We start from the raw sequence: 25,137 nt of genomic DNA, 5'->3' as shown, positions 1-25,137 counted from the left end.
TCCCTTCCCGGCCGCTGCCCTCCCGGAGGCCGTCCCATGATCACCACCGCGCCGGCGCCGGCGCCGCCCGGAGGGTGTCCGAGCGGCGCCGGCAGCACCGTGAGCGTGACCGGTCCGGCGGCACCGCGCGGGCGCGATCCCGGTGGCGGGCGGCCAGGGCCCGCCACCCGCCGGTCACGTCCCCCGACCTCACGGGGCCGTGCGGCTGGCCGGAGTCAGGACCACTTCTCCGTGCGGACGAAGGAGCCCTGCTTTCCGTCAAGGCGGATCTTGAGCCAGTCGTGGGTGCTGTTGGCCACCCCGCCGGCGATGACGCTGCCGTTGGGGTTGCAGCGCTTCCAGCCGCTGTCCGCGACCTTCCGGAGCTTCTTCCCGCCCGTCGCCTCGTAGAGCCGGACCCTCATCGAGGCCTTCGTGTTGTAGCACCGCAGGACGACACGGGTCTTACGGCTCGGCGACTTGTACGCCTTGGACTTCCACTGGCCGCTGCGCTGCCCGGGGACCCAGAAGTTGCTGTGGATCGGGTGCCAACCGGCCTGCGCCGACACGGTCCTCTCAGGAACGGCTGCCACGGTCCTCTCAGGAGCGGCTGCCACGGGGTTCGCCGTGGCCAGGCCGGATCCGAGCGCCAGGGCGGCGAGCGAAAGCGTGAGGCTCTTCCGGAGGTTCATGTCCGGGATTCCTTCCCCTAGTGGGTGGACGCCGCGGGAACGGCCCACGACGTCGGTACGGCGGCACTGCGATGCGGTGCCGCGCCGGCCCTGCGGATCGGGCCGACGACGACCAGTCCAGCCGCCCGCACCGTTGTTCAGCAGGCCCCCTCCGCCGCACCGAACAAAAAAACTCCGCCCGGTCGGGGAGGTCCGGATCGGCCCTTGCCCGGCTCCCCCGCGCCTTTCTACGGTGGCGGGAGACGGGGTGCGACGGGGACTCAGGGGGAGAACAGCGCGATGGGGCGTCGTGAGACACCGGTGGATCCGGCCGCGGGGCCGGTGCAGCGGTTCGCGTACGAGTTACGGAAACTGCGGCAGGAGGCGGGCGGTCTCACCTACCGGGAGATGGCGCGCCGCGCCCACTACTCGGTCACCTCGCTCTCGCAGGCCGCCGCCGGCGAGCAGTTGCCGTCGGCGGCCGTCACCCTCGCCTACGTGGAGGCATGCGGCGGCGACCTCGGTGCGTGGAAGCGGCGTTGGCGGGAGGTGGCTCAGGAGCTGGGTGAAGCGGTGCACGAGGACAAGGACGTCCCGTCGCCTTACCAGGGCCTGGCCCGGTTCGAACAGGGGGACCACGCACGGTTCTTCGGCCGCGCCGCCCTCGTGGAGGACGTCCGCGAGCTGGTGCTCTCGCACCGCTTCGCCGCGGTCTTCGGCCCCTCCGGAAGCGGCAAGTCCTCCCTGCTGCGGGCGGGGCTGATCCCCGCCCTGCGCGCCGAGTCCGGCACCCTGGCGAAGATCCGCGTCCTGACCCCGGGGGAGCATCCGCTGCGCGCCCACGAGCGGGCGCTGCGGCCCGAGGACGCCGCGGGCGACACCGTCCTCGTCGTGGACCAGTTCGAGGAGGTCTTCACGCTGTGCCGGGAGCCCGCCGAGCGCGCGGAGTTCCTCGAAGCCCTCCTCGCCGCCCGGGAGAGCGACCGGCTGCGCGTCGTGATCGCCGTACGGGCCGACTTCTACGGCCGCTGTGCCGAGCACCGGGGCCTCGCGGACGCTCTGCGTGACGCGAGCCTGCTGGTGGGGCCGATGAGCCCGGCCGAGCTGCGCGAGGCTGTCGTGAGACCCGCCCAGAGCGCGGGGCTGATCGTCGAGCGTGAGCTGACCGCCCTGCTGGTCGAGGAGGCCGCCCGCGAACCGGGCGGTCTGCCCCTGCTCTCCCACTGCCTGCGTGAGACGTGGCGCCGCCGCCGCGGCCGTGCGCTGACCATGGAGGCGTACGCGGCAGCGGGCGGCATGCAGGGCGCGATCGCGAAGACCGCGGAAGAGGTCTACAGCCGGTTCTCCGCCGGCGAAGCGGAACTGGCCCGGCTCGTACTGCTGCGGCTGATCACCCCTGGAGAAGGCTCTGCGGACACCCGCCGCCCGGTGGGACGTACGGAACTGGACTTCGCCCCCGCCGACACGGTGGCGCCGGTCCTCGACCGCCTGGCCCGAGCCCGCCTCCTCACCCTCGACGACCACACGGTCGACCTGGCCCACGAAGCCCTCATCACGTCCTGGCCCCGCCTGCACGCCTGGGTCGAGGAGACCCGCGAGCGCCTGCGCACCCACCGCCGCCTGACCGAGGCGGCCCGTACGTGGGAGGGCCTGGCCCGTGAGCCGGGAGCCCTCTACCGGGGCACGCGCCTGGCGATGGCGGAGGAGCACCTCGCGGATCAGCCCCTGACCCCGGTGGAACAGGCGTTCCTGACCGGCAGCCGGGCCGCCCGCACCAGGGAACTCCACCGGCGCCGCAGCCTGCTGACAGCCCTCGCCACCCTTCTCGTCCTCGCGCTCGTCGCGGGCCTCACCGCCTGGCAGCAGTCACGCGTCAGCGACCACCGCCACCGGGAGTCCGAAGCCCGCCGGATCGCCGCCGTGGCTGACAGCATGCGCGCCACCGACCCGGTCACCGCGGCCCGGCTGAGCGTCGCGTCCTGGCAGCTCGGCCACACCGTGGAGACCCGCTCGGCCCTGCTGTCCGCCCTGAACAGCCATGAGGGTGACGCATTCCGGGTCCCGGAGAGCGACGCCCGCTCCACCGTCCGCCGCCTCACCGGCGACGGGCGGACCCTGGTGTCGGTCTCCCGCGGCCACGTCCGCGTCTGGGATCTGCGAACCCACCGCCTCACCCACACCTACCCGGGGCCCGGCCGACGGCTTTCCGGCCCCGACAACGACGTGATCAGCCCGGACGGCCGGACGTTGGCGCTGTGCGGGGAGGAGTCCGTGGCGTTGTGGGACATCCGCTCCGGACGGCTGACGAAACAGCTGCGGGCGGAGCTTCCGGTATCCGCCGTCTTCAGCGGGGACGGACGCAGCCTCGTGATCCAGTCCGTCGACGGCGCGCAGGTATGGGACGTGAGGAGTCACCGGCTGCGGATGCGCATGGCGGAGGGCGAAGTGGCGGAAACCTCGGAAGCGGCCATCAGCGCGGACGGGCACCGGCTGGCGACGTGCGGCGCCCGGCACCACCTCCAGATCCGGGACATCGGCCGCCGCGCCCTGCTGAAACTGTCCTGGACGGCCGCGTACGGGCGGGACTTCTGCTCCCTGCCCCGTATCGCCTTCTCGCCGGACGGCACCGCCGTCGCGCTCGGCTCCCCCGCCGGAGTCCGGATCCGCGACATCGCCTCGGGGCGTGAACTCGCCCGGCTGGACACGGCGGCGGCCGACGTGCGCTTCAGCCCGGACGGGGCTTTCCTGGCCACGCTCGACGAGGAAGGCCGGCTCCTCCTGTGGCGCCTGACGTCACCCGGTGCTCCGGTGTTCCGTCACACCCTGGGCAGCGGGGCCGTCGACCACTACGAGGTCGATTTCGCCGCGGCCGGGCTCCGGTACCTCGACAGCTCGCGCACGGCGGTCCGGTCTCTGGCACTGGGCGGGGCGACCACGTCCGGCTGGCACCGGCAGGCCGTGACCGACGCCCTGCTGTCCCGGGACGGCCGGACGTTGGCCACCCTGCGTGCCCCGGCGGCCGGCAAGGGCGGCAGCGGTGTCAGCCTGTGGGACACCCGGACCGGCAAGGCGGTCATGACCACACCGGACGAGCCGTGCCCCGCGGAGGAGGACGGCGCCGGGGAGGAGGACGGCGCCGGGGAGGAGGACGGCGCCGGGGAGGAGGACGGCGCCGGGGAGGAGACGGGCTCGTCCTCGGGACCGCGCGCGGAGGAGGAGACGGCCACGGTCGACGGCGGGGAGATCCAGCACGCCTCGCAGGACCTCGACTGCCTCGACCTGATGGCGTTGAGCGCCGACGGCCGCACCTTCGCCCACGCCGGAGGCGGCACCTTCTCGGACGCTCCCGGCGGCCTGCGCATCACGGTCTGGGACGTACCCGAACACCGCAGGCGCGCAACCGTCACCGTCCGCCCCGACCGGGACGGGATGACCGGCGTCGACGGACTGGCCCTGAGCCCCGACGGTCGCACCCTGTACCTGTCCCGGACCACCACACGGCAGTTCCTGGAGGTCTGGGACGTACAGCGGAACAAGCGCCTGCGGACGCTGGACGACGTTCCCTCGGGCGGCGTGGTCGTCCGCGACGACCAGCGCCTCCTCGTCACGGCGCAGGAGCAGGTGGCCGACCTGCGTACGGGGCGCACCGCTTACCGCGCCCTCGGCGACGGCATGCCCGGTGTGGCGGCCTTCAGCCCGGACGGGGCGCACTTCGCGGCCGGCGACGCCCAGGGACGCGTCACCGTGTGGGACGGCGAGGTCCGCAACCGCGTCGGGGCGGCCGGCACGGGACCCGACGAGTCCATCGCCGCGCTCGCCTTCTCCCCGGACGGCGGCACCCTGGCGGTCGCGGGCAGCGGGGGCACTGTCCAACTCTGGGACGTGGCCTCCAGCCGCCCTCTCGGATCCGCCCTCCCCACCGCCGGCGACCGCCCCCTGGGGCTCGCCTTCAACCGGGACGGCACCACGTTGTACGTCGCCGGCACCCACGCCCGGCTCCGGACGTACGGCATCGCTCCCGCCCAGGTGGCTCACCAGGTCTGCGCCCGTACCGGCTCCGGGCTCTCCCCCGCGGACTGGCGGGCGTACCTGCCCGGCATCCCGTACCGCAGCACCTGCTGAGCGCTCCCGCACGCGCCCCGTGCGTGGTGGGACCGCCCGCCGGGCCGTGTGCGGAGGTCCGCGCGAGCCCCTGATCTCCGCGGTTCAGCGCGTTCGCGCCGATCGGCGTGGTCTCCGACTCGGGAGGATAGTGCCCCTCAGGCGTGCCGCGGATGCTCCTGCCCGATCCTCGCGTCCGCGCACGATATGCATGAATCGATTCATTGCACGCAAGACCGCTCCCCGCCGGCTCACCGCCGGGGACCCCCGCGATCGCACCCCGCCGCCGGCCCGCCTCCCTCACCGATCCCGCCGGCCTTCGCAATTTCCCCCGACCCACCCATTGACTACGCCCGCGCACCCCGTCTAGCTTCCGAGGAGCCCGATTGAAACCTTTCACGACGTGTGGGCCCCTACGGCCTCCCGCCGGCTCGGTCCACCGCTCAGGAGCCCCTCATGAACAAGTCCGCCAAGGGCCCGGACTCGGCCCCCGAGCCGGCCCCGGTGCTGGCGCTGAAGGGGGTGAGCAAATCCTTCGGTGCCGTACGGGCCCTGCAAGACGTGTCGCTCGGACTCTTCCCCGGTGAGGCGCACGCACTCGCCGGGGAGAACGGCGCGGGGAAGTCGACCCTCATCAAGACGCTCGCCGGGGTGCACCGCCCTGACAACGGTGTCGTACTGCTCGACGGGAAGCCCGTCACCTTCAACGGCCCCGCCGCCGCCCGTGACTCCGGTATCGCCGTCATCTACCAGGAGCCGACGCTCTTCCCCGATCTCTCGATCGCGGAGAACATCTTCATGGGCCGCCAGCCCCGGCGCTCCCTCGGCCGGATCGACCGCAGAGCGGTGCGCGACACGACCGAGGGTCTGATGCGCAGGCTCGGTGTCGATCTGGACCCCGACCGGCCGGCCCGCGGACTGTCCATCGCGGACCAGCAGATCGTCGAGATCGCCAAGGCGCTCTCCTTCGAGGCCCGCGTCCTGATCATGGACGAGCCGACCGCCGCGCTCACCGGCAGCGAGACCGCCCGGCTGTTCTCGGTCGTACGGGCGCTGCGTGCCGAGGGTGCGGCCGTGCTGTTCATCTCGCACCGGCTGGACGAGATGTTCGAGCTGTGCCAGCGCGTCACCACCCTCCGGGACGGCCGGTGGATATCGACGGAGCCGCTGGACGGCCTCACCCAGGACGGCCTCGTCCGGCTCATGGTCGGCCGCGATCTCGACGACCTCTACCCGAAGCAGGACGCCGCGGTCGGGGAAGTCGCCCTCTCCGTGCGGCGGCTGACCCGGGAGGGCGTCTTCCACGACGTGTCGTTCGAGGTGCGGCGGGGCGAGATCGTCGCACTGGCCGGGCTCGTCGGTGCCGGGCGCACCGAGGTGGCGCAGGCCGTCTTCGGCGTCGACCGCGCCGACGCGGGCGAGGTACGGGTGAACGGCACGGTGCTGCGCGCCGGTTCGCCCACCGCCGCGATGGCCGCCGGGCTCGCCCTCGTCCCCGAGGACCGCCGGCAGCGCGGGCTCGTCATGGAGATGTCCATCGAGCGCAACATCGGCCTCACCGGGCTCGGCCGGGTCCGCCGCCGCGGGCTGGTCAGCCGGGCCCTGGAGCACGACCGGGCCGCCGACTGGGCGCTGCGCCTCCAGCTCAAGTACAACCGGCTGGCCGACTCCGCCGGAGTCCTCTCCGGCGGCAACCAGCAGAAGGTCGTGCTGGCCAAGTGGCTGGCGACCGAACCCTGCGTACTCATCGTCGACGAGCCGACCCGCGGCATCGACGTCGGCACCAAGGCCGAGGTCCACCGGCTGCTGTCCGCACTGGCCGCCGAGGGGCTCGCGGTGCTGATGATCTCCTCCGATCTGCCCGAGGTGATCGGCATGGCCGACCGGGTGCTCGTCATGCACGAGGGCCGGCTCGCCGCCGAACTCCCGCGTGCGGACGCCACCGAGGAGACCGTCATGGCGGCGGCGACCGGACTCGGTGAAAGGACAGCGGCATGACCACCACCGTCGCAAGCCCGCCGGACAGCGGCCCGGAGGCGCCGGCCCGGAGCGCGGCCTCGCTCGTGGACACCGTCTTCCGGGCCCGCGAGATCTCCATCGCCGGGGCGCTGGTCCTGCTGATCCTCGGCACCTACCTGGCCAACCCGCGCTTCCTGTCCGACCAGGGCGTCAAGGACCTGCTGCTCAACTCCTCGATCCTGGTGCTGCTCGCGGTCGGCCAGTCGGCCGTCGTGATCACCCGCAACATCGACCTGTCGGTCGGCTCCGTCGCCGGGCTCTCCGCCTTCGCCTGCGGCAAGTTCGCCGCCGGTACCGATCACGGCGTACTCACCGTGATGCTGCTGGGCATCGTCATCGGGGTGGTCTGCGGGCTGGTCTCCGGCGCGCTCGTCAGCTTCGGCAGGGTGCCCGCGCTCGTCGTGACGCTCGGCATGCTCTACATCATCCAGGGCGTCGACTACTGGTGGGCGCAGGGCGACCAGATCGGCGCCGCCGAGGTCCCCGACCAGATCCTGGGCCTCGGCAGCGGATCCCTGCTGGGCGTGCCGTACCTCCCGCTGATCACCGTGGTGCTGCTCGCCGCGACCGCGTACTTCCTGCGCAGCTACCGCTCGGGGCGCGAGCTGTACGCGATCGGGTCGAGCCCGGAGGCCGCGGTGCTCGCCGGGGTGCCGATCCGGCGCCGCGTCCTGGCCGCGTACGCCTTCTCCGGGGCCGTCGCCGGTTTCGCCGGAACCCTGTGGCTCGCCAGGTTCGGCACGGTCGTCGCGGACAACGCGCACGGCTGGGAGCTGACCGTCGTGAGCGCCGTCGTCGTCGGCGGAGTCGCCATCACCGGCGGCACGGGCACGGTCTGGGGCGCCGCCCTGGGCGCCCTGCTGCTCACCACCATCGGCAGCGTGCTGGTGGTCCTGAAGGTCGACTCGTTCTGGCAGGGCGCCATCACCGGCGCGCTGCTGCTCCTGGCCATCAGCATCGACCGAATCGTGAACCTGCGGATGACCGCCGCACTGAGGAAGAGGAGCGCCCGGCATGGCAATGGCGCCTGAGACCGAGAAGGCGGTGCCCGCCGCCCCGAAGGCGCCCGCCGGGACGAAGGGTTCGCTGCGTGGCCTGGCGCTGCGCTGGGACACCGCGGTCGGGGCACTGCTGGTCGCGGTCGTCGTCGCGGGGCTCTCCACCACCGACGGCTTCGGCTCCGGCGAGAACCTCGCGTTCGCCTTCAACGACATCGTCGAGGTCGCCCTCATCGCGCTGCCCATGACCCTTCTGGTGGTCGCCGGTCAGGTCGACCTGTCGGTCGCCTCGATGCTCGGCCTGGGCAGCGCGCTGACCGGTGCGCTGTGGAACGCGGGGTGGGCGTTCGAGACGATCGTGCCGGTGGTGCTGCTGGTGGGCGTCGCCGGAGGGCTGCTCAACGGCTGGCTGGTCACCAAGGTCGGGCTGCCCTCGCTGGCCGTCACGATCGGCACACTCGCGCTCTACCGGGGCCTGGCCTCCGTGGCGCTCGGCAGCGACGCGGTGACGGACTTCCCGCAGACGTACGCCGACTGGGCCGTCGACACGACCACGGTGCCGGGCACCTTCCTCACGTATCCCGTCCTGCTGTTCATCGTGCTCGCCGTGGCCACCGCGATCGTGCTGCACGCGACCGGCCTGGGGCGTTCGCTGTTCGCGATCGGGGCGCAGGAGGAGGCCGCGTACTTCGCGGGCATCCGGGTCAAGCGGATCAAGCTGCTGCTGTTCGTCGTCACCGGGCTGTTCTCCGCCTTCGCGGGGATCGTCTTCACACTCCGCTACGGAAGTGCCCGCGCCGACAACGGGCTCGGCTTCGAGATGCTCGTGATCGCCTCGGTGCTGCTCGGCGGCATCGACTTCGACGGCGGAAAGGGCACGCTGTTCGGCGCGGTCGCCGGGGTGCTGCTCATCGGTGTCCTGAAGAACCTGCTGACCCTCAACGACATCGCCAACGAGGTGCAGGTCATCGTGACCGGTCTGTTGCTCGTGGCGTCCGTCCTCACCCCACGCGTCATCGCGGCCGTGGTCGAACGACGCCACCGGCGCGCCGCCGGCGCCCGCCCGTAACCCTTCCCGTCCCACCCTCCTCGAAAGGCACACCGCCGCCATGATGCTCCGCACCGCCGCCGGTCGTCGCGCCGTCGCCACCGCCACCGGCGCGCTCTCGCTCGCCCTCGCCCTCAGCGCCTGTTCCGGCACCACGAAGGACAGTTCCGACCAGGAGTCGACGAAGACCGGGGCCACGGCGAAGGCCGATCCCGGCGCGGCGCTGAAGAAGGGGCTGAAGCTCGCCTTCCTGCCCAAGCAGATCAACAACCCGTACGAGAAGATCGTCGACGACGCGGGGATCGAGGCGGCCAAGGAGTACGGCGGCACGGGCAAGGAGGTCGGCCCGTCCGACGCCAGCGCCTCCTCGCAGGTCAGCTACATCAACACGCTGATCCAGCAGCGCCAGGACGCGATCCTGGTCGCCGCCAACGACCCGAACGCGGTGTGCGGCCCGCTGAAGCAGGCCATGAAGAAGGACATCAAGGTCGTGGCGTACGACTCCGACACCGCGAAGGAGTGCCGCCAGCTCTTCATCAACCAGGCCAGCTCCGAGGAGATCGGCCGCAGCCTGGTGCAGCACCTCGGTGAGCAGATCGGCTACAAGGGCAAGATCGCGATCCTCTCGGCCACCCAGAACGCGACCAACCAGAACACCTGGATCGAGTTCATGAAGGACGAGCTGACGCTGCCCGAGTACAGGGACATGAAGCTGGTCAAGGTGGCGTACGGGGACGACGCCGACCAGAAGTCGTTCCAGCAGACCCAGGGCCTGATGCAGGCCTACCCCGACCTGAAGGGCATCATCTCGCCCACCACGGTCGGCATCGCGGCCGCCGCCCGCTATCTGAGCGACTCCTCGTACAAGGGCAAGGTCGTACTGAACGGCCTGGGCACGCCGAACCAGATGCGCAAGTACGTCAAGGACGACACCGTCGAGCAGTTCTCGCTGTGGAACCCGGAGGAGCTCGGGTACCTCGGTTCGTACGCCGCCGCGGCGCTGGCGTCCGGTCAGATCACCGGCGCCGAGGGCGAGAAGTTCAAGGCGGGCAAGCTCGGTGAGTACACGGTCGGCAAGGACGGCGAGGTCATCCTCGGCAAGCCGACCGTCTTCGACAAGAAGAACATCGACAAGTTCGACTTCTGAGCGGCGGCTCAACCGGCACCGGGAGGCCCTCCTGTGCAGCGTGTCCGCTTCCTGCTGAACGTACGCAATGACCGGATCGCGGCGTACCGCGAGCGCCACGCCGCGGTCTGGCCCGAGATGCTCGCCGCGCTGTCCGGGGCGGGCCGGCACAACTACTCGCTCTTCCTGCGCGAGGACGGGCTGCTCGTGGGCTATCTGGAGACGGAGGACTTCGACGCGGCGCGCGAGGCCATGGCCGCCACCGAGGTGAACGAGCGGTGGCAGCGGGACATGGCGGACTCCTTCGAGCAGCCGGAGCCGGCCGACGACGCGGTGGTGCCGCTCGTCGAGGTCTTCCACCTGACGTGAGGCAAGGCCGCGGGCCCGGATTCCCCAGGGGATCCGGGCCCGCCGTCTGTCCGGACAAACCGGGTCACCGATGTCCGTACATTCACCCTTCAGAACTCTGTCCGCCCATGACGGAAACCGGCGTAGGATCCGGGCGAATTGATCAGGGAAGCGCCGCAGCGGGACGGTGCGCGTCACCGGGCCGAGGGGCCCGAAGGGGGAACGGACAGTGGCACACAGAGACGGACCGGTACGGCTGAGACGGGCGACCTGGTGGTGCAGGACGACCGGTACCGCGGCACTGGTGACGTGCGCGGTCACCGCGCTGAGTCTGCTCTTCCCGGCGCCGGGGAACCGGGCCCTGGGCGACACCACCGTCATCTACGCCGTTCTGACCGCGCTGCTGACAGTCCTGTGGTGGATCGGCGCCCTGCTCGCTCCGCCCCTGACGGCCCCGCCGCTGCCGGCCGGGCCGGGCTCCGGCAGCGTCCCCGCGCGGTTGCCCCGGCTCCGGACGACACGGGCGACCATGCTGCCCGCACTGTTCCTGGCGGTGTTCCCGCTCGTCGTGGTGCGCACGATCGGTGCCCACGCCGGTCCGCTGGACCCCCTCATGCCGCTGCTCACCGGCGTGGCCGCACTGCTCTGCCTGCTGATGCTCCGCGGCTGGCTGGGTGCCCTCAACAGCGGCTCCGCCCACTCCGGCCCGGCCGAGCTGCGCCGCGACGCCGCCGCCGGGGAAGTCGCGGCCCGCCGGGTACGGGTGGGGCCGGCCGTGTGGGTCGGTGAGGGCGACGGACGCTGGAGTGCGTCGCGCCGGCTGATGGTGGTGGCGGAGGACCGGCAGATCGCGTTGCGCACCGCGCAGGAGGAGAGCGCGCGCTTCGGGTGGCTGGACCTGGAGTCGGCCGCTGTCCTGGAGGGTCGGGAGGGCTGGCTGTGCTGGGCGGCGGCCGGTGGCTCCTGGGGCGATCCGACGGAGCAGATGGGCGCCGCGCTGGTCACCGATGACGGCTACGTGGTCTGGGGGTCCACCGACCGTCACGTCGCCGAGTCGGCGTACGCGCCGGAGCACTCCTGCCCCACGGCACCCCGAAGCGTGCGCCGTGCGCCGCGCGCCTCCCTCTACCGCCCCGACGTGCACGGGTACGCGCTGGCCATGGCCGCGGTGACCCTCCTCGCACTCGTCCTGGCCGAACGCGGCGTGGGGCCGGACGCGTTGTCCTGGTGCCTGGCCCTGGCCGGTGCCTTCACCGGCGTCCGCGGGGTGTACGGCTACACCCAGCGGCTCGCCGACCGCCCGGGTCCCGGCTGGGCCCCCCGGAGCCGGGCCCTTCCGCGGAGCCCCCAGGGCGTGTTCCGGAAGTCCCGGCGCCGGGTGTGACGGCGACCAGGGCGGTCACGCCCTGGGGTCTGTCGTCCAACTGCCGTCGTCGCGCGGCAGTGTGACGACAGGTCCTAGTTGGCGGCGAAGATCAGCAGGACGAACGCGGCGAGCGAGAGCGCGGTCCGGACCTGGTGGAGGATGTTCCAGCGGGCCTCGAAAGCGGTACGGGCGGTACGGGCCGCGCTGTCGTCTCCGTCCCCGCCCCCGCCGCCGTCCTGTGCGGCGTCCCCGCCCGGTGAAGCCGCGACCGAGGCCGGCACGGCCGTCGGAGCCGGTACCGGGCCGGGTACCGATTCCGCCTCCGCGAGCGCCTTGTTGAGCGGGATGTTGCCCACGATCGTGACCACGTGGGAGACGACGGAACAGCCCAGCGCCGCGGCCGTCGGCGGCCATTCCCGGTCGTTGGTCCCGGCGACGAGTGTGACGGCGGGGAAGACGATCGCACCGAGGAAGACGATCAGGAACCCGGGTCCGGGGACCTTCTCGTTGATGCGGCGCATGGCGGCCGTGAATCCCTCGTCCGGCAGAGCCGCCAGGCCGGGCATGACGACGAACAGGAACGTCAGCAGGAATCCCGCGTACAGGCCGGTCGTGGTCACGGCGAGGGCGAGGATCAGGGAGGCCATGGGCTCATCATGGCGCAGCGGCCCCAGCCGCACAGCCGGAATTCGCATGCCTGTGCGACCGAAGGTCCTCTGCCGGTCCGCACCCCGGTGCGGACCGGCCGGCGTCAGTCCGTCTCGCCCTCTTCGGTATCCGTCTTCGGTATCCGCCGCCGTGTCGGTCCGGCCGCCCCTCGGAGGCGAGGGGCGTTCGGCGGAGCATCGGGTTCGGGGCGTTCAGCGGGATATCGGGTTCAGGACACGATGTCCTTACGGCTGAATCCCCGGAAGGCGAGCGCGAACAGGATCAGGGCGTACGCCACCGAGACCGAGGCGCCCTTCACCATGCCGCCCCACTCCAGCTCGGGCTGGAGCGCGTCCGCCCAGGCGAACTGCCAGTGCGCGGGCAGGAAGTCGCGCCAGGAGCCGAGCGCGGTGACGGCGTCCAGCACATTGCCGACGATGGTCAGCCCGACCGCGCCGCCGACCGCGCCGAGCGGGGCGTCCGTCCTGGTCGACAGCCAGAACGCCAGCCCGGCGGTGACGAGTTGCGAGACGAAGATGAACGCGACGACGAGCGCGAGCCGGGGCACGGTGTCCCCGGTCGCGAGCGCGCCCCCGGTGGGCAGTTCGAGCGGCCCCCAGCCGTACGCGGCGGCTCCGGCGGCCAGCGCGACGAGCGGCAGCAGCACCATCGCGGCCAGGCTGAAGCCGAGCGCCACGACGAGCTTGCTCCACAGCAGCCGGGCCCTGGGCACGGGCGCCGCCAGCAGATAGCGCAGCGAGGACCAGCTGGCCTCGGAGGCGACGGTGTCACCGCAGAACAGCGCGACCGGGACCACGAGCAGGAAGCCGGCCGAGACGAACAGGGAGGTCGCGGCGAAGTTCGCGGCGGACTGGGTCGCGGTGTCCATCAGGGTGAGCCGGCCACTGCCCCCGGGCCCGCCGTCCGGGGTGCCGCCGATCGCGAACGCGATGATCAGGATGAACGGCAGGGCGGCCAGCACCCCGCCCATCAGCAGGGTGCGCCGTCTGCGCAGCTGCCGGGCGGCCTCCACCCGCAGCGGGAGGGTGTGCCGGGCGCGGTATCCGGGCGCTTCCGGTGCTTCGGTGACTTCGGCTGCGGTACTCATGCGGAGCCTCCGGAGATCAGGGTGAGGAACGCGTCCTCCAGGCGGCGGTGCGGTCCGACGCCGGTCAACGGGACGTCGAGGCGGACCAGTTCCGCGATCAGCTGCGAGGACGTCGCCCCGTCGAGCCGGACCAGGAGTCCGTGTCCGTCGTCCGTGCGGACGGCGGAGCCGATGCCCGGGAGCGCGGCGATCTTCTCCACCAGGGGTTCGGTGAGCCGGTCCGCCGTGCTGACGAGCAGCATGTCGCCCGAGCCGGTGATCTCGGCGACCGGACCCGCCTGGACGAGCCGTCCCCGGTCCATGACCACCAGGTGGGTGCAGGACTGTTCGACCTCGGACAGGAGGTGGCTGGAGACGATGACGGTCCGGCCGCCGGCCGCGTACCGGATCATCACGTCCCGCATCTCGCGGATCTGGGGCGGGTCGAGGCCGTTGGTCGGTTCGTCGAGGATGAGGAGGTCCGGCATGCCCAGCATGGCCTGGGCGATGGCGAGCCGCTGCCGCATGCCCTGCGAGTACGTGCGGACCGCGCGGGCCAGCGCGTCACCGAGCCCGGCGATCTCCAGGGCCTCTTCGATGCGGGAGTCGGCGGCGGGGCGCCCGGTGGCCTGCCAGTACAGCTCCAGGTTGGCGCGCCCGGACAGGTGCGGCAGGAATCCTGCCCCCTCGACGAAGGCCCCGACCCGGGACAGGACGGGCGCTCCGGGCCGGATGGCCCGTCCGAAGACCCGGATCTCCCCTTCGTCGGGGGTGATGAGCCCCATCAGCATGCGCAGCGTGGTGGTCTTGCCCGCGCCGTTCGGGCCGAGGAGCCCGAGCACCTGGCCCTTCTCGACGCGGAAGGACAGCTCGCGGACGGCGTACCTGTCGGCGGACCTGGCGTACTTCTTCGACAGGCCGGTGATCTGGAGCGGTACGTCGGCGAGCGCGGGGTCCGGGGCGGGGGTGCTGGTCCGGCGCCGCGTGGTGAGCAGCAGGGCGGCGGCGATCAGTACGGCGGCGGCCGGGAGCGCCCAGGTCCACCGGGGCAGCCCGGCGGCGGCGGTCGTGAGGCCGGGCACGGTGGGGATGGTGAGCGGGCTGTCGAGGGAGACGGTGTACGTGGTCGGCGCGGCCGGGGAGGCGTAGCCGAGGTCGGTGGCGGCCAGTACGAGCCGCAGCCGGTGTCCGGAGTCGAATTCGTGGTCGACGGCGGGCAGGTCCAGCGTGAGGGGCTTGCCCTGCTGGTCCGGGGTGATCCGGTAGGGGGTGACGAGCTGGGAGGGCAGCGCCTGCTGCTTGCCGTCCGGCGATACGTCGTACACCTTGCCGAACAGCACCGCGTCGCCCTTGCCCGCCTTCACGTTCACGCGGACGGTCGGTGAGCCGGTGACGCGGCGCGCGGTCTTCAGCGGGGCGGATTCGAAGCGGGCGTTCTGTCCGGGGAAGTCGACGGAGAGCCCACCGCCGAAGTTGGACAGCTGGGCGAGGCCGCCGCCTAGGCCGGGAACGGCGGAGATGGCGGGCGGGCCGGCTCCGGCGGGGTTGTTGAACGTCTGGGTACCGCCGCGCAGTTCGACCGGTTCGCCGCCGCTGTGCAGTCCGGGGTAGCTGTCGCCGCTCGCGCCCCGGGTGAGGGCGGCGCCGTCGGTGGAGTCGATGCCTCCGGTCCGGGTGACGCGGAACGCCGGTCCGGTGTCGGCGCCCTTGTCGTCCTTGAGGTAGCGGTCGAACCAGCTGGTGACCCGTTGCCGTACCCGGTGAGCCTCCTTGTCGCCGCCGTCGTGGCCGCCGGCGACCCAGTCGACGGAGACGGGCGCGCCGTTCGCCTTGACGGCCTTCGCCATGGCGTCGGCCTCACCGAGCGGGAAGAGCGAGTCGGCCTGTCCCTGCATGATCAGCGCGGGCACCTTGATGCGGTCGGCCACGGCGCTCGGGGACCGCTCGGTGAGCAGGGCGCGGGCGGCGGCGTCCGGCTTCCCGCTGACGGCGACCCGCTGGTACATCGCGCAGAGCCGCTTCTCCAGGTTGTCGCAGCCGCCGCCGGTGGTCAGGAAGATCCCGGCCCAGAGCTTCTTGAAGACCCCGTCCGGGAACAGCGCGTCCGCGAGGTTCCAGTAGGTCATCTCCGGGGCGATGGCGTCGACCCGCCGGTCGTACCCGGCGGCCAGCAGCGAGATCGCGCCGCCGTAGGAAGCGCCGGTGACCCCGACCCTGGGGTCGCCGGAGGCGTCGAGCCGTACTTCGGGCTGCCGGGCCAGCCAGTCGATCAGCCGGGAGACGTCCTTCACCTCTGCGCCGGGTGCGTTGAGGGAGGTCTTCCCGCCGGACTTGCCGAAGCCCCGGGCGGACCAGGTCAGCACGGCGTACCCGTCGCGGGCCAGCTGCTGCGCCTGGGACCGGGAGTTGTCCTTGGAGCCGCCGAAGCCGTGGCCGATGAGCACGGCGGGCCTGCGCTCCGAGCCTCCGGTGGTGAAGTACGAGGTGTCGATGGACACCCCGTCGATGCGCATCATCCGGTCCTGGCGGTGCACGGCGGGCGCGCTGTCGTCGGCCACGGCGGTCCAGGTGCCCGCACCGGCCAGCACGACGAACGCGGCGATGCCGGCCGCCCACCGGCCTCGGGCACGGGGCAGCAGGCGTCGCCACCGGGACGCACGGGCGTGAGGGGTCTCCATGCGTCGAGCCTATGCGGGCCGCCACCGCGTCCGGGCAGCCGCCGGGGGGAGGTGACCGGCCTCCTCAGGGCGTACAGCGTTCCCCCGGCGTACTGCGCTCGCGGTACGCGCGTGACGCGCGCCCGTACCGGTCAGCCCCGGCCTCGGTCCGTGAGCGCCTCCGCGGTGGCGCTCGCGAAGGCCTCCGGATTGTCGAGCATGATGTTGTGCCCGCAGTCCGGGATCGCGACCACGGACACCCCGGCAGCGGTGAGAGCGCCGGCGCCCGGGAGCCGGTCGCCCTCCGGCAGCAGGAAGGTGCGGGGAATCGTCAGCCCCACCAGGAGCTCACGCATCGTGGGGACCGTGCCCTGGGCGAGGTGCACCGCGCTGCGGTACAGGGCCTCGCGGCCGGCCAGCCGCATCGTGGACCACCAGTGGGCACCGGCCCGGTCGCGGATCTCCTCCCAGCCGCCCGCCAGGAACTCCTGCTCGGAGTAGGAGGCGATGTCAGCGCTGCCTCCGGAGAAGCGGGTGGGCGGGGCCGGGTCGAGATTGGCGTCGACCAGGACCAGCCGGGAGACCAGCCGGGGGTGCCGGACGGCCAGGACGATGGCCACGGAGCCGCCCATGCTGTGCGCGATCAGCTCCGCCCCGGTGACACCCGCGCCGGTCAGCGCCTCGGCCAGCGCGTCCGCGTGTGCTTCCAGCGTGTAGCCGAAGCCGGTCGGCCGGTCGCTGATGCCGTGGCCCAGCAGGTCGATCAGCAGGGAACGGCGGCCGGCCAGCAGCGGATGGACGGCGGTCTCCGTGAAGTAGGCGGGGGAACTGGCCCCCAGCCCGTGCACATAGACGCGGGCCGGTTCCCGCCCCGGCAGCTCGACCCAGCGAATCCGGTCGCCTTCGGGCGTCACCACGGCGTTGCGCACGGTCTGCCCCCGTTCACGTCGAGATCAGTGGATGGACTGGCTCCGAGCCGTCACCGTAGCCGGGGCACCCGCCCGGCAGCGGTGTACGGCGTCTCCCCCGGCAGCAGCCGGGCCGCCTCCTCGTCCGCACCCTCCCGGACCAGCTCATGGATCCGGCGGGCCAGCGGGGTCACATCGCGGACGGACACCGTCCACTCGTCCGCGTAGCGCCGCGCGGCCTCACCCGAGAGACCGAGCTGGAGGGAGCGGTACGGGAGCCGGTTCAGGTGCAGATCGCGCTCCGGGTCCCACTGGACGCGTGCCGGGGCGCGGCGCAGGGTGCGCTGCCAGCTCGCGCGGTCGGGGGGCACGCCCCGTTCGTAGTGCGAGAGTTCGGCGTTCGCGAGCGCCCAGTCGAATCCCTCGCGGGTGATCTCGACGGCGAGTACCGTCTCCTGACCTTCCTTCAGGCCCCAGCCGCAGCGGTACATCATCCACAGAAAGCTGGGCTTTATCCATGTCATGCGATCGCGTTTCCAGGCCGGCGGGAAGCGTCCGTCACGGGCGGCGGGCAGGCCGAGGGACGGGGTGTACGCCTGGTAGACGGTGAGGGTGGTGTCGGTGTGGAGCGCGCGTATCCCGTGCTGCCGCGGGGTCGGTCCGGCCGGTCGGGTCATGCGGACATCCCAGCACGGTGGTGCGGGCGGGGCGAACGGGTTTTCCGGGACCGGGAGCGGCGCCGGACCGTGTTCCCGCGTCCGTGTCATCCACGGACCCTGACATTCGTCATACGGAGGCCAGTACTCCCGGCTCTGCCGCGCACCCGGGCCCGGACGCCAGTCTGTACGTATCGGAGCGGAGGCCGCGAGGGCGCCGCCGATACGGGAGGAACCCCCATGAGCAGCCCGGCCGTCACTGTCGCCGCACCCGCTGCCGGTGCCCGGTCCGGTGCCGTCGCGTTGTCGCCGCGCAGGGCGGTGCTGGAGAGCCTGGCGCCGCTGCTCGTGGACGTGGCGGTGCCGCTCGTCTCGTACTACGTGCTGAAGGCCGGGGGCCTGGGCACGTTCGGGGCGCTGGCCTGGAGCAGTGTGGTGCCGGCGGTGCGGACCGTGTGGGGAGTGGCGCGGGAGCGGCGGTTCAACGCTCTCGCCGCGCTGATGGTGACGGTCAACGCGGTCGGGCTGCTGCTGAGCCTGGCGGCGGGTGACCCCCGGCTGATGCTGCTCAAGGACAGCGGGGTGAGCAGCACGATCGGTCTGGTGGTCCTGGTGTCCGCGCTGCGGGGGCGGCCGATGATGTCGGCCGGGCTGCGGCCGTGGCTGACCCGGGGCGGGGCGGCCAGGTCCGCTGCCTGGGAGCGGCTTTCCACCGGTCCGGACGACGCGTTCCGGCGGGCGGAGGCGCGGTTCTCCGTGGTGTGGGGGGTGGCGCTGCTGGCTGAGTGCGCGGTGCGGGCCGTGGGCGCGTACACCGTGCCGGTCGGGACGATGGTGTGGGGCGGCCAGGTGGTCCTGATCGGCGCGATGCTGGTCGCGTTCGTCGTCTCGGGGCGGACGGCGGTCGTTCCGATGGAGCGACTGATCGAAGAGGCTGCGGAGGCCGAGGACGCGGCCGGCGCGGAGCGCTGAGGGCCGCTCAGGAACGACCGCAGGGCCGCCTCCCGGGGGAGCGGCCCTGCGGTTGCGTGCGGGTGCGGTTCAGGTGGGTGCGGTTCAGTGGTTGCTGGGGAAGCCCAGGTCGACGCCGGCGGGGGCGTCGGCCGGGTCCGGCCAGCGGGTGGTGGTGACCTTGCCCCGGGTGTAGAAGTGCACGCCGTCGTTGCCGTAGATGTGGTGGTCGCCGAAGAGCGAGTCCTTCCAGCCGCCGAAGGAGTGGTAGCCCACCGGGACCGGGATCGGGACGTTGATGCCGACCATGCCGGCCTCGATCTCCAGCTGGAAGCGGCGGGCGGCGCCGCCGTCGCGGGTGAAGATCGCGGTGCCGTTGCCGAACGGCGAGGCGTTCATCAGCGCGACGCCCTCCTCGTACGTGTCGACGCGCAGCACGCACAGGACCGGGCCGAAGATCTCGTCCTTGTAGGCGTCCGAGTCGGTGGAGACGTTGTCGAGGAGGGAGAGGCCGATCCAGTGGCCGTCCTCGAAGCCCTCGACCGTGTGGCCGGTGCCGTCCAGGACGACGTCGGCGCCCTGGGCTGCCGCGCCGGTCACGTAGGAGGCGACCTTGTCGCGGTGGGCGGCGGTGATCAGCGGGCCCATCTCGGACGCCGGGTCGTTGCCGGGACCGATCCTGATCTTCTCGGCGCGGTCCTTGATCCGGGCGACGAGGTCGTCCGCGACCGCGCCGACGGCGACGACGGCGGAGATCGCCATGCAGCGCTCACCGGCCGAGCCGTACGCGGCGGAGACGGCGGCGTCGGCGGCGGCGTCCAGGTCCGCGTCGGGCAGCACCAGCATGTGGTTCTTCGCGCCGCCGAGCGCCTGGACGCGCTTGCCGCCGGCCGTGGCGGTGGCGTGGATGTAGCGGGCGATCGGGGTGGACCCGACGAACGAGACGACGGAGACGTCCGGGTGGTTCAGCAGGCCGTCGACGGCGACCTTGTCACCGTGCAGGACGTTCAGGACGCCGTCCGGCAGACCGGCCTCCGAGGCCAGCTCGGCAAGGAGGTTGGCGGCCGACGGGTCCTTCTCGCTGGGCTTGAGCACGAACGTGTTGCCGCAGGCGATGGCGATCGGGAACATCCACATCGGCACCATGGCCGGGAAGTTGAACGGCGTGATGCCGGCGACGACACCGATCGACTGACGGATCGAGGAGACGTCGACGCGGCTGGACACCTGGGTCGACAGCTCGCCCTTGAGCTGCGTGGTGATGCCGCAGGCCAGCTCGACGATCTCCAGACCGCGGGCCACCTCGCCCAGCGCGTCGGAGTGCACCTTGCCGTGTTCCGCGGTGATCAGCGCGGCGATCTCGTCCCGGTGGGCGTCCAGCAGCGCGCGGTAGCGGAACAGGATCGCGGTGCGGGCGGACAGCGAGGAGGTGCCCCACGTCGCGTACGCGTCCTTCGCGGCGGCCACCGCGGCGTCGACCTCGTCCGGGGAGGCCAGCGCGACCTGGGTGGTGACGGCTCCGGTGGCCGGGTCGGTGACCGGGCCGTAGTTGCCCGACGCGCCCTCGACGGTCTTGCCACCGATCCAGTGGTTGACGGTCTTCATTCTGTGACTCCTTCAGAGGTGGCTGCGTCGGTCGGTGACGTGACGTTCGTACTCTTCCCGGGCTCTTGCCGCCGACGGGCGAGTGGCCGTCTCGGCCACGGGAACATCCCACCACGCCTGTGCCGGAGGGGGGCCCGACACTGTGTCTGCCGTTTCGGTCTCGACGTAGACACAAGTGGGACGGTCCTCCGCCCGCGCCACCGCGAGGGCTTCCCGCAGTTCACGGACGGTGCCGGCGCGCAGCACCCGCATCCCGAGCGAGGCCGCGTTCGCCGCGAGATCGACGGGGAGCGGCGGACCGGTGAAGCTGCCGTCCGCGGCGCGGTGGCGGTAGGCCGTGCCGAAGCGTTCGCCGCCGACGGACTCGGAGAGGCCGCCGATCGACGCGTACCCGTAATTCTGGAGGACGACCAGCTTGACGGGCAGGGCCTGCTGGACGGCGGTGACGATCTCGGTGGGGTTCATGAGGTACGTGCCGTCGCCGACGAGCGCCCAGACCGGGGAGCCGGGGGCGGCCAGCTGGACGCCGATCGCCGCGGGGATCTCGTATCCCATGCAGGAGTAGCCGTACTCGACGTGGTACTGGTGCGGTGACCGGGTCCGCCACAGTTTGTGCAGGTCACCGGGGAGCGAGCCGGCCGCGTTGATCAGGATGTCGTCGTCGGTGACCAGTTCGTCGAGGAGGCCGAGGACCTGGGCCTGGGTGGGGCGGGCGGCCGGGTCCGGGGTGGCGTAGGCGGCGTCGACGCGCTTTTCCCAGGCCGTCCTGGCTCCGGTGTACTCGCGCTCGTACGCGGCGTCCGCGCGGTGGGGTTCGCCGTCCGCCAGGGCCGCGGTGAGGGCTTCGAGTGCGGTGCGGGCGTCGGCGACGAGCGGGAGCGCGCCGAGCTTGTGGGCGTCGAAGCCGGTGATGTTGAGGTTGAGGAAGCGCACGTCCGGGTTGGCGAAGAGGGTGGCGGACGCGGTCGTGAAGTCGGAGTAGCGGGTGCCGACCCCGATCACCAGGTCTGCGGTGCGCGCCAGTTCGTCGGCGGTCGCGGTACCGGTGTGGCCGATGCCGCCGACGTCGGCGGGGTGGTCGTGGCGCAGGGAGCCCTTGCCCGCCTGGGTGGTGGCGACGGGGATCGCGGTGGCGGCGGCGAACGCGGCCAGGGCCTCCTCCGCGGCGCTGTGGTGGACCCCGCCGCCCGCCACGACCAGCGGCCTGCGGGCGGCGCGGACCGCCGCTGCCGCCCGGTCGAGCTCCTGCGGGTCGGGGGCCGGTCTGCGTACGTGCCAGACGCGGGCCGCGAAGAACTCCTCCGGCCAGTCGTACGCCTCGGCCTGGACGTCCTGCGGCAGCGCGAGCGTGACGGCACCGGTCTCCGCCGGGTCGGTGAGGACCCGCACGGCCCGGAGCGCGGCCGGAATCAGCGCCTCGGGGCGGTTGATCCGGTCGAAGTAGCGGGAGACGGGGCGCAGGCAGTCGTTGACCGAGATGTCGCCCTGGCCGGGGACCTCCAGCTGCTGGAGCACGGGCTCCGCGGGGCGGGTCGCGAAGGTGTCGCCGGGCAGCAGCAGGACCGGGAGGTGGTTGATGGTGGCGAGGGCCGCCCCGGTGACGAGGTTGGTGGCGCCCGGACCGATGGAGGTCGTGACGGCGTGCGCGGAGAGCCGGCCGGAGCGGCGGGCGTATCCGACGGCGGCGTGCACCATGGCCTGCTCGTTGCGGCCCTGGAGGTAGGGCATGGCGTCCCCGGCCTCCAGGAGTGCCTGGCCGACGCCTGCGACGTTGCCGTGGCCGAAGATGCCCCAGGTGGCGCCGATCAGCCGGTGGTGTGCGCCGTCCCGTTCGGTGTACTGGGCGGCGAGGAAGTCCACCAGCGCCTGGGCGGTGGTGAGGCGGCGGGTACTCACGTGTGATCCTCCGGTCCGTAGAACGGGAGCCTGGGGTCCATCGGCTGGGACGGCCAGGTGTCGCGGATCCAGCCGTGCTCCGGGTGGTCGCGGATCAGCCACTGCCGCTCGTCGCCGGGGCCCGCCATCACGTTCAGGTAGTACAGCGTGCGGCCGGGCGCGGCGATGGACGGGCCGTGCCAGCCGTCCGGGATCAGGACCGCGTCGCCGCTGCGGACCTCGGCCAGGACGTCCGTGCCGCCGGGGCTCGACGGGGACACCCGGTGGTAGCCGAGGCCGTCGTCCGCCACCTCGAAGTAGTAGATCTCTTCGAGCACGCACTCCTCGCCGGGGTGGTCCTCGTCGTGCTTGTGCGGCGGGTAGGAGGACCAGTTGCCGCCCGGGGTGAGGACCTCGACCGCGATCAGCCGGTCGCAGTCGAAGGTGTCGGCGGCGGCGAAGTTGTTGACCTGCCGGGAGCAGCTGCCGGAGCCGCGCAGCTCGACGGGTACCTCCGGCGCGGGGCCGTAGCGAGCGGGGAGTCGTCGCTCGCACTTCGCTCCTGCCAGGGCGAAGCGGCCCCCTGCGCCGGAGGCGATCTGTGCGTGGGCGTCACGCGGCACGTACGCGAAGTCGGATACCCCGCTGAACACGCTTTCCCGGCCCAGCAGTTCAAAGATCTCATCTGAGACGTGCACCGTACAGGCACCCGTCAACGGGAGCACGATCCACTCGCTCTCTCCGGTGACAAGTGAGTGAACACCTCCCGGTTCGAGCTCCACCACACGCAGGCTCGACCGCTCCCAGCCGGCCTGCTCAGGACTGATGTCCAGGGCGTAGGGTCCACGCGCCGCACTTCCGGCCGGCAGGTGGTACCCCGGTTCTCCGTGCGGTCCTTCGTACGGCCGCTCGTGCGGTTCCCCGCGCGGTCCTTCGTAGAATTCTCCGTGCGGTCCTTCGTGCATGGTCATGTTCCTTCCCTGCCCGTCGTGCCCGGTTCGAGCAGCGATACGGCCGTGTCGACCGCGGCGGCCACGTCCCCGTCGGACGGGTAGAGCAGCGACCGTCCCACCACCAGGCCCCGGACGGTCGGCAGCCGCAGTGCGGTGCGCCACCTCTCGTACGCGCCGTCCTGGTCCTCGCCCACCTCGCCGCCGAGCAGCACGGCGGGCAGCGTGGAGCTCTCCATGACCTGCGCCATGTCCTCCGGCTTCTCGGTGACGGGGACCTTGAGCCAGGTGTACGCGGAAGTGCCGGCGAGTCCGGAGGCGATGGCGATGGAGGTGCTCACCGCGGCGGCGCTCAGGTCGTTGCGGACCTTGCCGCCGGCGCGGCGGCAAAGGAACGGTTCGACGAAGACGGGCAGCCGGTACGCGGCCATGGCGTCGATCGCGCGGGCGGTGGTGTGCATCGTGTCGAGGGAGCCCGGGTCGTCGTAGTCGATCCGCAGCAGCAGCTTGCCCGCGTCGAAGCCGAGCCGGGCGAGGTCCTGCGGGCGGTGCCCGGTGAACCGGTCGTCCAGCTCGAAGGCGGCGCCGGCCAGGCCGCCCCGGTTCATCGAGCCGATGACGACCTTGTCCTCCAGCGCGCCCAGGAGCAGCAGGTCATCGAGGATGTCGGCGGTGGCGAGGACTCCGTCGACACCGGGTCTGGAGAGCGCGAGGCAGAGCCGGTCCAGCAGTTCGAACCGGTTGGCCATGGCGAGTTCCCGATCTCCGACCGCGAGCGAGCCACGGGCCGGATGGTCGGCGGCGATGATCATCAGCCGCCCGGCACTGCCGACGAGCGGCCGCCTGCGCCGCCGCGCGGCTGCCTCCCCGACTGCTTCCGGGTGGCGCATGCGCAGGTGGACGAGGTCGGAGACGGAAGCAGCCGGGGCCGTCACGACGCCGCTCCGGGTCCGGTGGGGGTGGGCGTGGTCGCGGCGGTGACTGCGGTGGTGGAGGTGGCGGGCGGGTTCGTCGCGGGCGGGTTCGTCGCGGTGGCCTTCGCCGTCGTTCTCGTCGCGGTCACGGAGCCTGCGGCGAGGGCCGCGTCGACCTCGTGCGGGAACGGCATCGCGGAGGAGCAGGCGAGCCTGGAGGCGACGATGGCGCCCGCCGCGTTGGCGTACCGCATGATGCGGGCGGTGTCCCAGCCGGCGAGCAGGCCGTGGCAGAGCGCGCCGCCGAACGCGTCCCCGGCGCCCAGGCCGTTGACCACCTCGACGGGAAGCGGCGGGACATCGGCCACCGTGCCGTCGCGGTGGACCGCGAGGACGCCGCCGGGGCCCTGCTTCACGACGGCCAGCTCGACCCCGGCGGCCAGGAGGGCGCGTGCCGCGGCGTACGGTTCGCGCTCGCCGGTCGCGATCTCGCACTCGTCGAGGTTGCCCACGGCGACGGTGGCGTGGGCGAGGGCCTCCCGGTAGCGGGCGGAGGCGGCGGGGTGGGGTGAGCCGCTGGGCGAGGTCTCAGGCGACACGCCTCCCTCGGCGTCCCGCGACGCGCCTCCCTCCGCGCTCGGCGACGCGCCTCCCTCGGCGTCCTGCGGGGCGTCCCAGAACATGGGGCGCCAGTCGAGGTCGAAGACCGTGATGCCCGAACGGCTCCTGGCCCGCAGCGCGGCGAGCGTCGCGGAGCAGCTGGGTTCGGCGCAGAGTCCGGTGCCGGTCATCCAGAAGACCCGGGCGGACGCGACGGCCTCCAGGTCCAGTTCCGACGGGTGGATCTCCAGGTCCGGGGCCTTGGGCATGCGGTAGAAGTAGAGCGGGAAGTCGTCGGGCGGGAAGATCTCACAGAAGGTGACCGGGGTCGGGTACTCCCCGACGGCCGTCACCCATCGGTCGTCCACCCCGAACTCCCTGAGCTGCTGGTGGAGGTACTCCCCGAACGCGTCCTGCCCCGTCCGGGTCACCACCGCGCTGCGCCTGCCCAGGCGCGCCGCCGCGACGGCGACGTTGGTGGGCGAACCGCCGAGGAACTTCCCGAAGGCGTCCACCCGGGCCAGCGGCAGACCCGTCTGCAGGGGGTAGAGATCCACTCCGATCCGGCCCATCGTGATCACGTCGTACGGCTCAGGCATCTGTATCCCTTCGACGACCCGTGCGGCAGCT

The 25,137-nt window shown here is 72.5% G+C and carries 19 protein-coding genes; 8 read left to right on the top strand and 11 right to left on the bottom strand.

Features of this window, described 5'->3' with window-relative positions; translation table 11 throughout:
• Positions 1 to 215 precede the first annotated feature (215 nt).
• Positions 216 to 671 (bottom strand): hypothetical protein, encoded by a 456-nt coding sequence (locus tag ACIP89_RS01635; RefSeq protein ID WP_401921573.1) that lies wholly within the window; start codon positions 669 to 671, stop codon positions 216 to 218.
• A gap of 279 nt (positions 672 to 950) precedes the next feature.
• Between ACIP89_RS01635 and ACIP89_RS01630 the strand changes: the two genes are divergently transcribed.
• The 7 genes from ACIP89_RS01630 to ACIP89_RS01600 all read left to right on the top strand — a co-directional run bounded on the left by ACIP89_RS01630 (position 951) and on the right by ACIP89_RS01600 (position 11,674).
• A complete protein-coding gene (locus ACIP89_RS01630) occupies positions 951 to 4,772 on the top strand; it encodes a DNA-binding protein (RefSeq protein WP_402112377.1) in 3,822 nt (1,273 codons plus the stop codon).
• Positions 4,773 to 5,207: 435 nt separating this feature from the next.
• Positions 5,208 to 6,749 (top strand): sugar ABC transporter ATP-binding protein, encoded by a 1,542-nt coding sequence (locus ACIP89_RS01625; protein ID WP_402112375.1) that lies wholly within the window; start codon positions 5,208 to 5,210, stop codon positions 6,747 to 6,749.
• Positions 6,746 to 7,801: an ABC transporter permease gene (locus tag ACIP89_RS01620; RefSeq protein WP_402112373.1), complete on the top strand. Its 1,056-nt coding sequence runs from the start codon at positions 6,746 to 6,748 to the stop codon at positions 7,799 to 7,801. Before ACIP89_RS01625 ends, ACIP89_RS01620 begins: the two co-directional genes overlap by 4 nt.
• On the top strand, positions 7,785 to 8,837 hold the full coding sequence (locus ACIP89_RS01615; protein WP_402112370.1) for an ABC transporter permease: 1,053 nt from the start codon (positions 7,785 to 7,787) through the stop codon (positions 8,835 to 8,837). The genes ACIP89_RS01620 and ACIP89_RS01615 overlap by 17 nt, the downstream gene beginning before the upstream one ends.
• 40 nt (positions 8,838 to 8,877) lie before the next feature.
• The gene (gene rhaS, locus ACIP89_RS01610; protein WP_402112367.1) at positions 8,878 to 9,963 is read left to right on the top strand and encodes a rhamnose ABC transporter substrate-binding protein; all 1,086 of its coding nucleotides are present in this window, start codon (positions 8,878 to 8,880) and stop codon (positions 9,961 to 9,963) included.
• A gap of 33 nt (positions 9,964 to 9,996) precedes the next feature.
• Complete coding sequence (locus ACIP89_RS01605; protein WP_402112365.1) at positions 9,997 to 10,311, top strand: L-rhamnose mutarotase; 315 nt, start codon at positions 9,997 to 9,999, stop codon at positions 10,309 to 10,311.
• Between the two features lie 208 nt (positions 10,312 to 10,519).
• A complete protein-coding gene (locus ACIP89_RS01600) occupies positions 10,520 to 11,674 on the top strand; it encodes a hypothetical protein (RefSeq protein ID WP_402112363.1) in 1,155 nt (384 codons plus the stop codon).
• Between the two features lie 74 nt (positions 11,675 to 11,748).
• Here ACIP89_RS01600 and ACIP89_RS01595 read toward each other — a convergent pair whose 3' ends face one another.
• The 5 genes from ACIP89_RS01595 to ACIP89_RS01575 all read right to left on the bottom strand — a co-directional run bounded on the left by ACIP89_RS01595 (position 11,749) and on the right by ACIP89_RS01575 (position 17,633).
• Positions 11,749 to 12,303, bottom strand: a complete 555-nt coding sequence (locus ACIP89_RS01595; protein WP_402112360.1) for a DUF1772 domain-containing protein — start codon at positions 12,301 to 12,303, stop codon at positions 11,749 to 11,751.
• A 230-nt stretch (positions 12,304 to 12,533) separates the two neighbouring features.
• Complete coding sequence (locus ACIP89_RS01590; protein ID WP_401921583.1) at positions 12,534 to 13,412, bottom strand: ABC transporter permease; 879 nt, start codon at positions 13,410 to 13,412, stop codon at positions 12,534 to 12,536.
• Positions 13,409 to 16,069 (bottom strand): alpha/beta fold hydrolase, encoded by a 2,661-nt coding sequence (locus ACIP89_RS01585; protein WP_401922068.1) that lies wholly within the window; start codon positions 16,067 to 16,069, stop codon positions 13,409 to 13,411. Before ACIP89_RS01585 ends, ACIP89_RS01590 begins: the two co-directional genes overlap by 4 nt.
• A 131-nt stretch (positions 16,070 to 16,200) precedes the next feature.
• On the bottom strand, positions 16,201 to 16,977 hold the full coding sequence (locus ACIP89_RS01580; RefSeq protein WP_402112357.1) for an alpha/beta fold hydrolase: 777 nt from the start codon (positions 16,975 to 16,977) through the stop codon (positions 16,201 to 16,203).
• A 50-nt stretch (positions 16,978 to 17,027) separates the two neighbouring features.
• A complete protein-coding gene (locus tag ACIP89_RS01575; RefSeq protein ID WP_402112355.1) occupies positions 17,028 to 17,633 on the bottom strand; it encodes a DUF4291 domain-containing protein in 606 nt (201 codons plus the stop codon).
• A 219-nt stretch (positions 17,634 to 17,852) separates the two neighbouring features.
• Between ACIP89_RS01575 and ACIP89_RS01570 the strand changes: the two genes are divergently transcribed.
• Positions 17,853 to 18,584: a VC0807 family protein gene (locus ACIP89_RS01570; RefSeq protein ID WP_402112353.1), complete on the top strand. Its 732-nt coding sequence runs from the start codon at positions 17,853 to 17,855 to the stop codon at positions 18,582 to 18,584.
• Between the two features lie 84 nt (positions 18,585 to 18,668).
• Here the strand turns inward: ACIP89_RS01570 and mmsA are convergent, their stop codons facing one another.
• The 5 genes from mmsA to iolC are packed head-to-tail and all read right to left on the bottom strand — an operon-like array spanning position 18,669 to position 25,106.
• Positions 18,669 to 20,168, bottom strand: a complete 1,500-nt coding sequence (gene mmsA, locus ACIP89_RS01565) for a CoA-acylating methylmalonate-semialdehyde dehydrogenase (RefSeq protein WP_401921590.1) — start codon at positions 20,166 to 20,168, stop codon at positions 18,669 to 18,671.
• Positions 20,169 to 20,180: 12 nt separating this feature from the next.
• On the bottom strand, positions 20,181 to 22,064 hold the full coding sequence (gene iolD, locus ACIP89_RS01560; protein WP_402112351.1) for a 3D-(3,5/4)-trihydroxycyclohexane-1,2-dione acylhydrolase (decyclizing): 1,884 nt from the start codon (positions 22,062 to 22,064) through the stop codon (positions 20,181 to 20,183).
• A complete protein-coding gene (iolB, locus tag ACIP89_RS01555; protein ID WP_402112348.1) occupies positions 22,061 to 23,014 on the bottom strand; it encodes a 5-deoxy-glucuronate isomerase in 954 nt (317 codons plus the stop codon). The genes iolD and iolB overlap by 4 nt, the downstream gene beginning before the upstream one ends.
• A complete protein-coding gene (locus ACIP89_RS01550) occupies positions 23,011 to 23,928 on the bottom strand; it encodes a deoxyribose-phosphate aldolase (RefSeq protein WP_402112346.1) in 918 nt (305 codons plus the stop codon). Before ACIP89_RS01550 ends, iolB begins: the two co-directional genes overlap by 4 nt.
• Positions 23,925 to 25,106 carry a 5-dehydro-2-deoxygluconokinase gene (gene iolC / locus ACIP89_RS01545; RefSeq protein ID WP_402112343.1) on the bottom strand — a complete coding sequence of 394 codons (1,182 nt, stop codon included), beginning with the start codon at positions 25,104 to 25,106 and terminating at the stop codon, positions 23,925 to 23,927. Before iolC ends, ACIP89_RS01550 begins: the two co-directional genes overlap by 4 nt.
• Between the last annotated feature and the right edge of the window lie 31 nt (positions 25,107 to 25,137).

The sequence above is a fragment of the Streptomyces sp. NPDC088730 genome, from assembly GCF_044751215.1.
GTDB lineage: Bacteria > Actinomycetota > Actinomycetes > Streptomycetales > Streptomycetaceae > Streptomyces.
Note: the sequence above shows the minus strand (reverse complement) of the source record. Positions and strands in the feature narration are given on the sequence as shown.